13 protein-coding genes are annotated in these 13452 nt (G+C 68.8%); 7 read left to right on the top strand and 6 right to left on the bottom strand.

Features of this window, described 5'->3' with window-relative positions:
• Positions 1-41: 41 nt before the first annotated feature.
• Both ACZYZ5_RS18230 and mnmA read right to left on the bottom strand, forming a co-directional pair.
• Entirely contained in the window at positions 42-1676 is a 1635-nt protein-coding gene (locus ACZYZ5_RS18230; protein WP_463903631.1) for an ABC transporter substrate-binding protein, read from the bottom strand.
• Between the two features lie 336 nt (positions 1677-2012).
• Positions 2013-3167, bottom strand: a complete 1155-nt coding sequence (gene mnmA, locus ACZYZ5_RS18225; protein WP_463903679.1) for a tRNA 2-thiouridine(34) synthase MnmA — start codon at positions 3165-3167, stop codon at positions 2013-2015.
• A gap of 261 nt (positions 3168-3428) precedes the next feature.
• Here mnmA and ACZYZ5_RS18220 point away from each other — a divergent pair, with 261 nt between their 5' ends.
• A complete protein-coding gene (locus tag ACZYZ5_RS18220; protein ID WP_463903677.1) occupies positions 3429-4673 on the top strand; it encodes an NAD(P)/FAD-dependent oxidoreductase in 1245 nt (414 codons plus the stop codon).
• Between the two features lie 16 nt (positions 4674-4689).
• Here ACZYZ5_RS18220 and ACZYZ5_RS18215 read toward each other — a convergent pair whose 3' ends face one another.
• Entirely contained in the window at positions 4690-5937 is a 1248-nt protein-coding gene (locus ACZYZ5_RS18215; RefSeq protein WP_463903630.1) for a cysteine desulfurase family protein, read from the bottom strand.
• Positions 5938-5987: 50 nt separating this feature from the next.
• On the opposite strand from ACZYZ5_RS18215, the gene ACZYZ5_RS18210 reads away from it, so the two are divergent.
• Positions 5988-6884 carry a DMT family transporter gene (locus ACZYZ5_RS18210; protein ID WP_463903628.1) on the top strand — a complete coding sequence of 299 codons (897 nt, stop codon included), beginning with the start codon at positions 5988-5990 and terminating at the stop codon, positions 6882-6884.
• Here ACZYZ5_RS18210 and ACZYZ5_RS18205 read toward each other — a convergent pair.
• On the bottom strand, positions 6881-7630 hold the full coding sequence (locus tag ACZYZ5_RS18205; RefSeq protein ID WP_463903627.1) for a helix-turn-helix domain-containing protein: 750 nt from the start codon (positions 7628-7630) through the stop codon (positions 6881-6883). The two genes, ACZYZ5_RS18210 and ACZYZ5_RS18205, sit on opposite strands and share 4 nt — an antisense overlap.
• Before the next feature lie 88 nt (positions 7631-7718).
• Here ACZYZ5_RS18205 and ACZYZ5_RS18200 point away from each other — a divergent pair, with 88 nt between their 5' ends.
• Entirely contained in the window at positions 7719-8132 is a 414-nt protein-coding gene (locus ACZYZ5_RS18200; RefSeq protein WP_463903625.1) for a hypothetical protein, read from the top strand.
• A 138-nt stretch (positions 8133-8270) separates the two neighbouring features.
• On the opposite strand, the gene ACZYZ5_RS18195 is transcribed toward ACZYZ5_RS18200, so the two are convergent.
• Both ACZYZ5_RS18195 and ACZYZ5_RS18190 read right to left on the bottom strand, forming a co-directional pair.
• Positions 8271-9005: a hypothetical protein gene (locus ACZYZ5_RS18195; RefSeq protein ID WP_463903624.1), complete on the bottom strand. Its 735-nt coding sequence runs from the start codon at positions 9003-9005 to the stop codon at positions 8271-8273.
• A gap of 176 nt (positions 9006-9181) precedes the next feature.
• Positions 9182-10084 carry a diacylglycerol/lipid kinase family protein gene (locus ACZYZ5_RS18190; protein WP_463903623.1) on the bottom strand — a complete coding sequence of 301 codons (903 nt, stop codon included), beginning with the start codon at positions 10082-10084 and terminating at the stop codon, positions 9182-9184.
• 125 nt (positions 10085-10209) lie between these two features.
• Here ACZYZ5_RS18190 and ACZYZ5_RS18185 point away from each other — a divergent pair, with 125 nt between their 5' ends.
• From ACZYZ5_RS18185 to ACZYZ5_RS18170, 4 genes are all read left to right on the top strand, one after another.
• On the top strand, positions 10210-11166 hold the full coding sequence (locus ACZYZ5_RS18185) for a J domain-containing protein (RefSeq protein ID WP_463903622.1): 957 nt from the start codon (positions 10210-10212) through the stop codon (positions 11164-11166).
• Positions 11167-11187: 21 nt separating this feature from the next.
• Complete coding sequence (locus ACZYZ5_RS18180; protein ID WP_307460005.1) at positions 11188-11655, top strand: tRNA (cytidine(34)-2'-O)-methyltransferase; 468 nt, start codon at positions 11188-11190, stop codon at positions 11653-11655.
• Between the two features lie 230 nt (positions 11656-11885).
• A complete protein-coding gene (gene sigK, locus ACZYZ5_RS18175; RefSeq protein ID WP_463903621.1) occupies positions 11886-12491 on the top strand; it encodes an ECF RNA polymerase sigma factor SigK in 606 nt (201 codons plus the stop codon).
• A gap of 1 nt (position 12492) precedes the next feature.
• The gene (locus ACZYZ5_RS18170) at positions 12493-13383 is read left to right on the top strand and encodes an anti-sigma factor (protein ID WP_463903619.1); all 891 of its coding nucleotides are present in this window, start codon (positions 12493-12495) and stop codon (positions 13381-13383) included.
• Positions 13384-13452 lie beyond the last annotated feature (69 nt).

Raw genomic sequence — 13452 nt, 5'->3', positions numbered from 1 at the left:
CCCGCCTCGTTGGCTGGTCAGAACCGGATGGGGAGGGTGACCTACTTGGAGATAACACCAAGACGGGTCTTGAAGGAAGCGTCCAGGGTCTGGTCGACACCCTTGACGTCCTTGCCGGCGACCATAAGCTGGGCGCCCTGCAGCAGCGGGAGCGTGGACAGGTCCTGGGCGACGGCCGTCTGGGCCTCGCCGATGACCTTTTCGCGCTCCGCCTTGTCCACGGTGGTCAGCTGCTTGTTGATCAGCTCCGTGACGGTGGGGTCTTCGTAGTGGTTCTTCAGGAAGTTGCCGGGGACGAAGAACGGCGTGAGGTAGTTGTCGGCGTCGGAGTAGTCCGGGAACCAGCCGAGCTGGTAGACCGGGTAGGCATCCGCCGTGCGGTCCTTGGAGTAGGTGACCCACTCGGTGGACTGCAGTTCAACCGTGAACAGGCCGGACTTCTCGAGCTGTTCCTTGATCATGGCGTATTCGTCGCCCGAGGACTTGCCGTAGTGGTCCGGGTTGTACTGGAGCTTGATGGTGACCGGAGCGGTGACGCCGGCGTCTTCGAAGGCCTTCTTGGCCTTGTCGAGGCTCGGCTTGCCGCTGCCGTCGCCGTACATTTCCTTCAGCGGCTGGATGGCGCCGACGAAACCGTCGGGAACGACGGAGTACGCCGGCAGGTACGTGCCCTTGTACACCTGGCTGGCGATCGCGTCGCGGTCGACGACGTTGGCCATGGCCTGGCGGACGGCAAGCGCCTTCGCAGGATCGGCGTCGGCGGCCTTGGCGCCGAACGGCATGGTGTCGAAGTTGAAGACGATGTAGCGCAGTTCGCCACCCGGGCCCTTGTAGACCTTGACCTTGGAATCCTTTTCCAGGTCGGCGGCGTCGGTCGCCGTCAGGCTCCGGCCGGCGACGTCGATGTTGCCCTGCTGGACATCCAGCTTGAGGTTGTTCGAGTCGGCGTAGTACTTGATCGTGGCGCCGGCGTTGGCCGGCTTGCCGAGCAGGCCCTGGTAATCCGGATTGGCCTTGAGGCTGACAAGTTCGTTCTTCTTGTAGCTTTCGATCGTGTACGGGCCGGCGAACGGCTTGCCCTTGACGATTTCGTCGTCGGTCATCAGCTTGTCGGCCGGGAAGACCTCTTCGTCGATGATCGGACCCGCGTTGGCGGCGAGGACGCCCGGGAAGACCTGGTCGTTGCCGGCCTTCAGCGTGAAGACCACGGTGCTGTCGTCCTTGACGGTGACCGAATCCAGGTTCCCCAGGAGGGACGCGGGGCCGTTGTCGTCGGCGATGCTGACGACGCGGTCGATCGAGAACTTCACGTCGGAGGACGTCAGCGCGTGGCCGTTGGCGAACTTCAGGCCGGGCTTGAGCTTGACGGTGTACTCGGTGGGGCTGGTGAAGGAGGCAGACTCGGCAATGTCGGGAGTGGAGTCGGCAGTGCCCGGCTTTGAGTTGAGCAGGAACGGGTAAATCTGGTTCATCACCATGAAGGACCCGGCGTCATAGGAACCGGCGGGGTCGAGGGTGACGACCTTGTCGGTTGTGCCGTACGTAATGGTGCCTCCGCCGGCGGCGCTGCCGGTGGCCGTAGCGCCGCCGGAGGGGCCGGTGCAGGCGGTCAGTGCGAAGGCGGATACCCCGGCGAGCGCGATGGCGCTCTGCAGGGCCTTTTTGTTCATTGCCATCTGTGAACTTTCTGTTCGATGAGTACTAGTGCGTTGCCCGGAATAGATGTTGGTCACGACTCGGGGGCAGAACACTGTCCTGATGGACTGATTCAACCAGACGACCAACGGGTGAATCGTTACATCTTGTGAGATGAGACACAAAATTTACACGAACGCGCCGAACTCCTCATTATCTTCAGGAATCACCGCTGATTGTCGGCAGGGTGCCCGGCGGGCCGCAGGCGCGCAGGCGCGGATCAGAAAACCGATGCAAAAAGCCGCACACCGGCGGTGTGCGGCTTTCAGCCCGGCGCGGGGACGCGCGCCGGGCGGGGTCGTGCGATACCGGGTGGTCTAGAGAGCGGCCCGCTGCAGCGATCGCGCCGCATCGATGGTGGCCTGGCCCAGCACGCGGCTGCCCTGGTAGAGCACCACGGTCTGGCCGGGGGCAACGCCGCGCAGGGGCTCCGTCAGGGTGACCAGGAGGCTGCTGTGTCCGCCGGTGCCGCCGCCATCCGGTCCTTCAACCGGAACGCCGTCCTCCGCAGGCAGGCGTTCCATCCGCGCCGTGGCGGGCACGGGGTCGCCGTGGGCGCGGACCTGGGCATAGCAGTCGAATTCCTCGCCGGTGGCCACTTCGGCGATCGGCAGCCCGGCCCAGGAGACCTTGATGCCGCGGATCTCGTCGATGGCCAGGAGTGCCTCCGGACCTACGACGACCTTGTTCTCCTTCGGCCGGATTTCCAGGACGAAGCGGGGTTTGCCGTCGGCGGCCGGTGTGCCCAGCTTCAGCCCGCGGCGCTGGCCGACCGTGAACGCGTTGGCACCGGGGTGCTCGCCGACCTTTGCGCCGGACTCGTCCACGATGTCGCCGGTGGTCATCTCGATCTTCTCGGCCAGCCAGCCGGCGGTGTCACCGTCCGGGATGAAGCAGATGTCATGGCTGTCCGGCTTGTTGGCCACCGACAGGCCGCGGCGTTCCGCTTCGGCGCGGACCTCGGCCTTGGACGGTGTGTCCGCGAGCGGGAACATGGAGTGCTTGAGCTGTTCATGTGTGAGCACGCCGAGGACGTAGCTCTGGTCCTTGGCCCAGTCAGCGGCCCGGTGCAGTTCGGGATTGCCCTCGGCGTCGTTGATCACCTTGGCGTAGTGGCCGGTGCAGACGGCGTCGAACCCCAGGGCGATCGCCTTTTCCAGCAGCGCGGCGAACTTGATCCGTTCGTTGCAGCGCATGCAGGGGTTGGGGGTGCGTCCGGCGGCGTATTCGTCGATGAAATCCTGGACCACGTCCTCCTTGAAGCGCTCCGAGAAGTCCCAGACGTAGTAGGGAATCCCGAGCACGTCGCAGGCCCGCCAGGCGTCGCGGGAGTCCTCGATGGTGCAGCAGCCGCGGCTGCCGGTGCGCAGGGTACCCGGCATCCGGGACAGCGCGAGGTGGACGCCGACGACGTCGTGTCCCGCCTCGACGGCGCGGGCTGCGGCAACGGCGGAATCGACGCCGCCGCTCATGGCTGCAAGAACTCGCATACTGACTTTCTTTGGGGTTCGGGGGTAGGTGCCGGCACCGGCCGCTGCTGGACGCAGGGAATAACACAATGCCCGCACACCAGTCTATCGCCACGCCGAATTCTCACCCAAAAGGCCTTGACGGCCCGGGCCCGCACTTCTAAAGTCAAAAGTAGTCGTTTTAGATTTCAGTACGGGTTTGGATTCACTACCAGCAACGCGGTGCCACCGGTGGTGCCGGCGGCCCCAGGAACCGAGCGCATGATGGCCACTGACAACATCGTGATCGTGGGCGGAGGACTCGCCGGCGCCACCGCGGCCAAAACTCTCCGCACCGAAGGGCACGGCGGGCCGGTGATCCTGCTGGCAGAGGAGCGGCACCAGCCGTACCTGCGCCCGCCGCTGTCCAAGGAATACCTGCTGGGCAAGGCCGACGACGACGCCCTGCCCGTGGTTCCGGACGGCTGGTACACGGAGAACGGGGTCGAACTGCGGCTGGGAGTCCCTGTCACGGGGATCGATCCGGCCGCACGCACCGTGGCGCTGGGGGACGGCCGGACGCTGGACTACGCCTCGCTGCTGCTGGCCACCGGGGCACGTCCGCGGCGCCTTCCGCTGCCCGGCAGCGGCCTGGCGGGGGTCGGGACGTTCCGGACCGTGGATGACAGCCTTCACCTGCGCTCCGGCCTGGCTGGCGGCGGCCGGAACGTGGTGATGATCGGCTCGGGCTGGATCGGTATGGAACTGGCCGCGGCGGCGAGCGCCTACGGAAACTCCGTCACCCTGCTGGGGCTGGAGGACGTGCCGCTGGGCGCGGCGATCGGGCCCGAACTGGGCGGCTTCTTCCGATCACTGCACGAGGCGAACGGCGTCCGGTTCCGGCTCCCCGCCTCGGCCACCGGGATCACAGGAGAGTCGGGTCGTGCCACCGGCGTGGTGACGGATGCCGGGGAGGTCCTGCCCGCGGATCTGGTGATCATCGCCGTGGGCGTGGTCCCCGAGGTGTCGCTGGCCGAGGCGGCGGGCATGGAGGTGCGGAACGGCATCCTCACGGACGCCTCGCTGCGGACCTCCGCGCCCGGTATCTTTGCGGCCGGCGACGTTGCCAACGCCCTGCATCCCTTCACCGGCGAGCACCACCGCAGCGAGCACTGGTCCAATGCGCTCAACGGCGGCAAGGTGGCGGGCCGGGCAATGCTCGGCCTGGACGCCGCGCTGGACACCGTCCCCTACTTCTACACCGACCAGTTCGACGTCAGCATGGAGTACTCCGGCTACCCGACCCTCACCGCAGGCCGGCCCACGATCCGCGGTTCGCTCCAGGAGAAGGAGTTCCTCGCCTTCTGGCAGCGGGACGGCCGGGTAGTCGCGGGAATGAGCGTGAACTGGCCCCGGTCCGCCAAGCCCCAAAAGACCATCAAGCAGCTCATTTCCGCGAAAATCCCCGTGAGCCCCGATGTCCTCGCCGATCCCGACGTCCCGCTGGACCGGCTCCTGCCGGAAGCCTGAAGGCGCATAGCCCGTCCTAGTTTGTGCCGCCGGCGTTTGTGCCGCCGGCGGCGTGGCGGGCCACAGTTCCGGCGGTCTGGATGCTGGACTCGTGCCCGGCCATGCCGGCCTGGCGCGCGCGGGTGAAGGCGCCGGGCAGTGCAGCCAGCAACGCATCGACGTCGGCCGCGGTGGAGGAATGCCCCAGGCTGAAGCGCTGGGCGCCCCGGGCGGTGTCCTCGTCCAGCCCCATCGCCAGCAACACATGGGACGGCCGCGGAACCCCCGCGGTGCACGCGGATCCCGTGGAGGATTCCACTCCGGCCAGGTCCAGCAGGAACAGCAGCGAGTCGCCTTCGCAGCCGGGGAAGGTGAAGTGGGCGTTGCCTGGCAGCCGTCCCGCGCCGGGAGCCCCGCGCAGCACGGCGTCGGGCACGGCTGCCCGGACGCCGTCGATCAGCCGGTCACGGAGCGCGGCGATGCGCGCCGCTTCCTCCGGAAGTTTGGCCGTGACGGCTTCGGCGGCCGCGGCAAACGCTGCGATCGAGGCGGTGTCGAGGGTTCCGGAGCGGACGTCGCGTTCCTGTCCCCCGCCGTGCTGGACCGGGGTCAGTTTCACGGCCCGGCCCAGCAGGAGGGCCCCGACGCCGACCGGGCCGCCGATCTTGTGCCCGGAGACGGCCATGGCGTCGAGTCCGCTGGCACGGAAATCCACGGGCACCGACCCGAAAGCCTGGACCGCGTCGGAGTGGACGGGGACACCGGCCCGGTGCGCCAGTTCGACGATCTCCGCGATGGGCTGGAGGGTTCCGACTTCGTTGTTGGCCCACATCACCGTGACCAGGGCGATCGACGCCGGGTCCCGGGAGAGCTCTGCCGCCAGCACGCCCAGGTCGACGACGCCGTCTGCGTCCACCGGCAGCCAGCAGACCTCGGCACCCTCATGCCGCTCGAGCCATTCGACGGTGTCCAGCACGGCATGGTGCTCGACGGCGGAGCACAGGATCCGGGTGCGGGCGGGGTCCCCGGCGCGCCGGGCCCAGAACAGGCCCTTGACGGCAAGGTTGTCGGCCTCGGTCCCGCCCGAGGTGAAGATGACTTCGGAGGGATGCGCCCCGGCCGCGGCCGCCAGCACCTCGCGGGCGTCCTCGACGGCGCGCCGGGCACGACGGCCGGATCCGTGCAGGGAGGACGGATTGCCGGTCCGGGCCAGTTCGCGGGTCAGCGCAGCCAGGGCCTCCGGGGCGAGGGTGGTGGTGGCAGCATGATCAAGGTAGACGGGCACAGGGCAATTCTACCCGCGTGCACCGCACGGCCCTGGTGTAGATTCGAGCGGTGAAAGCGTCCCTGTACCTGGTCCTGGCCACCCTGTTCTGGTCCGGGAATTTCATCGTCGGCCAGGCCGCCGTCGCCTCAATGACCGCCCTTGACCTGACGTTCTGGCGCTGGACGCTGGCCGCCGTGCCACTGCTGCTCCTGGCCCACTTCGTGGAGAAACCCGACTGGCGTGCGGTCCTGAGCCGCTGGCCTGTGCTGCTGCTCCTGAGCGCGCTCGGCATGAGCGGTTACACGCTCCTGCTGTACGGGGCGCTCGGCCACACTTCCGCCGTGAACGCCGCCCTGATCACGGCGGCCAACCCGGCCCTGATCGTGGTGCTGGCCGTCGTGCTGCTCGGCGAGAGGACCACACGGCTGGGCTGGCTCGGCATCTGCCTCGGCCTGCTTGGCGTGCTGCTGGTGCTGACCCGCGGCGAGCTGCAGCGTGCCCTGAGTTTTTCCCTCAATCTCGGTGAACTCATGATGATCGGCGCCATCATCGTCTGGGGCCTCTACACGATCATCGCCCGCAGGCTGGGCGTCCCCGCCATCACAGCCACCGCCGTGCAGGTGGCGATGGCGACCGTCACGCTGGCACCCTTCGCCCTCGCCCTGAATGTGCGGCTTCCGGAGACGCCGTCCGAAGCCTGGTCGCTGGCGTACATCGTCGTTTTCCCGTCGCTGGGCGCCTACCTGTTCTGGAACATCGCGCTGAAGACCACCCCGCCCGGGACTGCCGGGAACTACCTCAACCTGATCGTTGTGTTTACGGCGATCATCACCGTGGCTCTTGGGACGCCGCTCACCCTCGTCCAGATCGCCGGCGGCATCATGGTCATTGCGGGCGTGCTGCTGACCGGTCGGAAAGGGCAGCCAAAGCCCGCGGTGGCCGCCACGCCACGCCTTGCCGCCTAGGCTCCGGGTTCCTGGGGCCTGATCCGGGCGCAGCACTGCGCCGGCTGCGCGGTTCCCTGCGCGCGGAGGTCTTTGATGGCAAGAGCCTGGACCCGGTCCGGGTCGATGCCGCAGCCTGCCGCGGCCCCGGCCAGGAAGGCGCCGTTCATGGCGCAGACCACGTCGGTGTGGCCTTCGGCGATCCGGTGGAAGGGACAGTTGAGCAGCACCAGGCCACCCGCGCCGTCGTCCTCGGGACGGTAGCCCTCAGCGGCGAGGAACCCGGCGAACGCGGCTCCCCCGGCTGGCGCCCCGGGATCCGCCGGCCCCGCCGCCCCGCCCGCGGCCCGGGCGGCGGACTCCCCCCTCGCGTAGGCCGTGCGCACCAGCGCGTCGCGCGCGGTACCGCCGTCGGCCGTTGACTCCTCGATGGCCGAGACGAGCAGCTCGGCGGCCAGATCGTAGTTCCGGTCCGGCACCGACGCCGCAACCTCCCGGACAGCTGCCAGGTACAGCTTGGCCGGGCGGCCCGAACCGGGCCCTCCCCTGCCGCCCAGTTTCCGGAACTCCACGGCCAGGAGCCCGTCGTGCACCAGCCGGTCCAGCTGGAAGGAAGCCGTGCTCCTGGGCAGCCCGAGGGCGCCGGCGGCGTCGTCGCGGCTGACGGCGCACCCCGCCGAGGCGACGAAGTCGAACAGCTTCCGGCGGTTCTCGTCCCCCAGCGACGCTACGGCCGCAATCCTGCGGTTCCAGGGGGGTCGGATCATGGATTCAGCCTAACTCTAAAAACAAGATTCATTGCTAATCCTCCCGGCCCTTCTAAAATCAAGATATCAACTTTTAGAAGGAGTAGCCATGAAATCCCCTACAGCCGTGAACAGCACGGCCGGACCGCTCGCTTCGGCTCCCGAGCGGCAGGCATTCCTGCTGCTGCGGACGGTCTTCACCGTCGCCCCGGTGATCTTCGGCCTGGACAAGTTCACCAACGTGCTCACCGACTGGACCATGTACCTGGCGCCCATCGTCACGGATGTTGTGCCGCTCCCGGCGCAGACCATCATGTACGTCGTCGGCGTGGTGGAGATCGCCGCCGGTCTGGCCGTGGCACTGAAACCGCGGTTCGGCTCGCTGCTCGTGGCGGCCTGGCTCCTCGGAATCATCATCAACCTCATCCTCCTCGGCAGCTTTTTCGACGTGGCCCTGCGCGATTTCGGCCTGCTGGTCGGGGCGCTTGCCCTGAATCGGCTCTCCCAAACAAAGCAGGCGTGAACGGTTCCGCGCCGACGCAAGCCGGACGGATCCGGCCCGGCCTGCCCGGACGCCGGGTTCGGCCGGACGGGGTTCGGCCCGACGGGGATTCGGCCTCGCTGGGATCCCGCCTCGCTGGGATCCCGCCTCACCTGGGCCTCAGCCGGACGGGGGAACGACGGCGATCCACGCTTCGGCGTCGGTCCGCGCCGCGGCCAGAGTCGCGGCGTCGGGGCACGAGGCGGACAGGTACACGGACGAGCCCGAGGTGCTGAACAGCCGGGCGTAGATCGCCGTGGCCCGGGCGCCGGCCCGCTCACCGCCCGTGTACACAAGAACCTCGACGCGGGGAGCCGGTTTGCCGGGTTCGCCGCCCCAGCGCAGGGTCTCCGGTTTCAGGTAGGTCGGAAGAATGCTGGCATCCAGGTACTGGAAGAGCGCTTCGGTGGACGCCTTGTCGTCTCCGGAAACGGCGAGGGCTGCCTGGTTGCTCCGGACCTTCGCCGAGACCACACAGCCGTCCTCCTTGAGGTACTCGCTGGTCCCGGCCACGTTTTCCTTGCCCGGCGTCCACCGCGGCACCTCACGCAGCCCGTCGGACAGCTGGACGGGCACGCCGGCTGCCAGCGTGCCGCCGGCGGCGAAGGGCATGTCCCGCGCCGCGACCGCCGCGGCATCGTGGCCGGGAGTGATGGTGGGCGTGGCCAGGGTCGGAGTCGCCGGAGCCGCCTTGGGTGCGGACGGGTCCGGAACGCCGACGCTGCAGCCGGCCAGCGCGGCCGAGACCGCGAGCGCCAGAAACGCGCGGCTCCCCTGCTGTCCGCCGAGGACGCGGCGGGAACCGGGGCTCATTCCGGTCATTGCCGTGCCGCCGGTTTCCCGCTTGCTTCCCATGCCTCGCTCCGCCCCAATTCGCCATCCCGGCTCCGCATTCCTGCCCGGGCCCCCGCACGAGTCTAGACTCTCGCCGAAAGCATCGCCGGGTGACCCGGCGACCTGCCCCCCTGCCACCAGCCATCAGGCAGCAGGCAGCAGGCACCAGGCCCGGACACCGGGCAGCAGGCAGCAGGTTAGGCCAGGGCCCGCACGGCCCCGGGCACCACCTCGATGGTGAGAGGCAACGGCCCGATCCGCTCCCCGTCCGCATAGGCCACCACCGAGTCCGCGGACAGCTCCACCGTGCGTACCCGCCGGATGTGCACCGCCGGATGGCCGAGGCGGCCGCCGGAAAAGACCTTCGGAAAGACCGTCAGCCGGCCGAGCCGGGACAGCGGGGCGACGATGAAGAGGTCCAGGTAGCCGTCGTCGAGCACCGCGTCAGGCGTGATTTTCATGCCGCCGCCGGTCGATTGGCCGTTGGCGACCGAAATCAGCATCGCGCCCTGCCGCCAGCGCTCGCCGTCGGCCGTCACGGTGTAGCTGATCGGCCGGAACGAGGCGAGTTCGCGGAGCATGGCAAGGTGGTAGCGGGCTTTGCCGCGGGGCCAACGCCAGGCGTTGGCCCGTTCGTTGACGGCTGCGTCGAACCCGGCGGACACCACACCGGCGAACCAGCGCGACGTCCCGGGCGACGAGGCCCGTCCGGCGTCGATCAGCCGCCCGCCGGAGGCCAGGGCAGCGAGCACCGCCGCGCAGGCGCCGGGAACGTTGTGCGCCGGCACGCCGAGCGCCCGCGCCAGGTCGTTTCCGGTCCCGGTCGGGACAATCCCGAGCGGGACCGTGCCAAAGGGCAGGCCCGATCCGGCGAGGGCGTTGACGCCGAGGTGGACCATTCCGTCGCCGCCCACCACCACCAGGGCGTCGTCTCCTGCGGCCAGGGCTTTGTCCACGGCCCGTGCCAGCGCGTCGTACGAGTCCTCGCGAAGGACCATTACCTCCGCCCCGGCGGCCCGGAAGCACGCGGCGGCTTCGTCGCCGGCGTGCCGCCCGCGGCCAAAGGAGGCCCTCGGGTTGACGGCGACGGCGATCATCATGCGCTGAATTATTCCAGTGGTCGGGAACCTTCCGTGCCGGTACGCTCGTTCTTCCCCTTGCCGGTTAAACTGGCCAGGCCGGACGTCCAGGATGGGCTGGCACCACCGAGGCAAAGGATTCGTGCTTGACGCAGGGCAACAGCTCGCATTACCAGGTCCTCCGGATCCCCGTCACGGCGACGGAAAAGGAAATTAAAGTGGCCTACCGCAAGGCCGCCCGCACCGCGCACCCCGATCACGGGGGCGACCCGGCCGCATTCCGGCGCGTCACGCTCGCGTACGAGACGCTGATCGATGCCAAGAGCCGGGCCGACTACGACCGGTCCTACGGCAGCGGCCGCGGCGCTTTCGCCGGGCCGGCCCCCGACGAAGGGGCCCACTTCGATGCCCCGCCGGCCGGCAGCCGCGCCTCGGCCAATGTCCGGCGCCCCAACACGCCCCGGAACACGGCCTCCGACGCCCCGGTCTTCATCCCGCCCTTCGAGCAGTACGCCGGGACGGGCGAGGTGCCGCTGATCCCGGAGGGACTGGCCAGCCAGCAGGTCCACGGGCTGCCCCGCAAGCGCGGCATCTTCGGGGCCGAGGCCCGGATCCAGCGGGAGATGCGGACGGTGCAGCTCATCAGCCGGCAGATCCTCCCCGCCATCCCGGCCGCACGGCTGATCAACGGGCTGCAGTCCCCGGCGGACAACAGCCACATCGACCATGTCGTGCTCTCCGGCTACCGAATGGCAATCATCGGCTCGATGCTGCTGCCGCCGGGAGCCTATGCCTGGAACGGCAGCGCCCTGACCCACGGCGGACGGTCCATCGCACCGCCCCAGCTGGCCCACGTGGTGCGCCGCATGCAGGACATCTTTCCGGAACTGAACGTCACCGGCTGGACCGTGGTCCACAGCACCGACGGCAACCTGCACGAACCGGTGATCGACCGGCACCGCCGCTCGGGGACGCACGAGACCGTGCAGGTGGTCAACGCCGCCGGGCTGGCCCGGGGACTCAAGCAGTTCCTGAGTTCCGGCCCGGCCCCCAACACGGTCATCGTCCCGGTGCTGGCCCGGCTGCTGCGCGGGATGCACTAGCAGGCTCGCTAGGATGGGACCGTGTTCCGCATCCTCTTTCACGCCCCAGAAATCCCCGGCAATACCGGCAATGCCATCCGGCTGGCCGCCATCACCGGAGCCGAGCTGCACCTGGTCGAGCCCCTGGGCTTCGATTTCTCCGACGCTAAGCTGCGCCGGGCCGGCCTCGACTACCACGACCTCGCCGTCGTGACCGTCCACCCGGACATCGGCGCCGCCTGGGCCGCCCTCGCCCCGGAGCGCGTCTTCGCGTTCACGTCCGACGGCGAGGCGTCCTACACCGATATCAGTTACCGGCCCGGGGACGTACTGCTGTTTGGCCGGGAATCGGTGGGCCTGCCGGAAGAACTCAAACACGACCCCCACGTCACGTCCCGCGTCCGGCTGCCGATGCTGCCCGCGCTGCGCTCGCTGAACCTTGCGAACGCAGCCTCGATCGCGGTCTACGAGGCTTGGCGCCAGAACGGATTTGCCGGCGCCAGGCTGTAGGCACCGCAACTTTTCCCCCGCCCGGCCCATCCGGTTGCCCGGCCGTCCCGAATTACTGCTGAGGCCCAGTTCCATCCACGGGCGCAGCGTACCGGGAAGGGAGCGAGGAGCGGCAGGTGACAACCATGCAGGTGGATAGATGTCCATCCCGGCGTGTTGCGGGCGACCACGACCCAGCAGCAGTCCGGCCTGACCCGCGATCGGCGGCGGGCACCTTATGCTTGAAGGTGATGGACACTCCCAACGCCCCGATTCCCGAGGCCGCCGCTCCCCCTGGCACGCCGGCCGATGTGAACCGCCGCCTCGGCGCACTGCTGGAGCAGATCGCCGCCGGCGACCAGGCAGCCTTCGCCGAGTTCTATGAACTCACGTCCCGGCGCGTTTTCGGCATGGCCCGGCGGGTACTGATCGATCTGGAACTCAGTGAAGACACCACCCAGGAGGTCTTCCTCCAGGTCTGGCAGAACGCTTCCAAGTTCAACCCCGAGGCCGGCAGCCCGCTCGCCTGGCTCATGACCATCTCGCACCGCAGGGCGGTGGACAAGGTCCGTTCCACCCAGTCCTCCACCGACCGGGAAGCGAAATACGGCGCCAGCAGCCAGGACATCGACCACGATTCGGTCTCCGACGAGGTCGGCAGCAGGCTTGAGGCCGAAGCTGTGGTCCGCTGCCTGGCAACGCTGACCGATACACAACAGGAATCCGTGCGGCTGGCCTACTATGGCGGCCTCACCTACCGGGAAGTCGCAGAAAAGCTCAACGCTGCGGTACCCACCATTAAGTCCCGCATCCGCGACGGACTAATCCGACTGAAGACCTGTCTGGGGGTGAGTTGAGATGACCGACATCAACGCACAGAACAACGGCCGCGTCCCCGGCGGCTTTGCCGCCGATATCGCCACTGACCTCGCGTCGGGACGGGCGGCAGACCTCGCCGAGGTGTATGCCCTGGACGCCGTGGACGACGCAGAACGCGCGGCGATCGAGGGTTACCTCCGCTCGGCTCCCCAGCCCGAACGCGCCGCCTTCGACGAGCGCGTCCGCCAGGCCCGGGAGACCCTCGCGACCAGCTTCACCGCCGAGGAAGAACCACCGGCCGGCCTGCTGGACCGGATCATGGCGTCCCTGCCCAGTCAGGAGGCCCCCGCAGCGCCGGGCGCCCACCCGTCCCACGAGCCGTCGGCGGTCCCGTCGGTCGTCGCCCGTCCCGTCCGGGAGTCCTCCGGGCCCTCTGTCACTGACGAACTCGGCGACGCCCGCAAGCGCCGCGAGGAACGACGCCGACCGCAGGGAATGCGCGGCTGGCTCGTCGGCGTCGCGGCCGCAGCCATCATCGCCCTGGGCGGTGTCGGCGTCGGTGCCTACGTGGCGAACCAGAACGATCCGCTGAATCAGGTCCTGCAGGCCGGCGACGTGAGGCAGGCGACCGTCAACGTCACCGGCGGCGGCACGGCCACGGTGTCCCTCTCGCCGTCGAAGGACGCGATCGTCGTCAAGATGAACGACGTCCCGGCGCCGCCGGCCGGCAAGGTCTACCAGATGTGGCTGATCCCCAAGGACGGCTCGGCCCCGGTGTCCCAGGGCCTGATGGACGCGGAGGCGCTGTCCAAACCGGCCGTCGTCAAGGGCATCAGCACCGCGGCAGCCCTCGGCATCACGGTGGAACCGACCGGTGGATCGACGTCGCCGACCACGCCGGCCGTGGCCGAGGCCCCGCTGGGGGCCTAACGGACCGACAGGCCGGAACACATATAAACACAAGCCGCGCAGGTCGTGAACCTTCAAGAGGTTCACGAC

The sequence above is a fragment of the Pseudarthrobacter ribosi genome (assembly GCF_055412865.1).
Note: the sequence above shows the minus strand (reverse complement) of the source record. Positions and strands in the feature narration are given on the sequence as shown.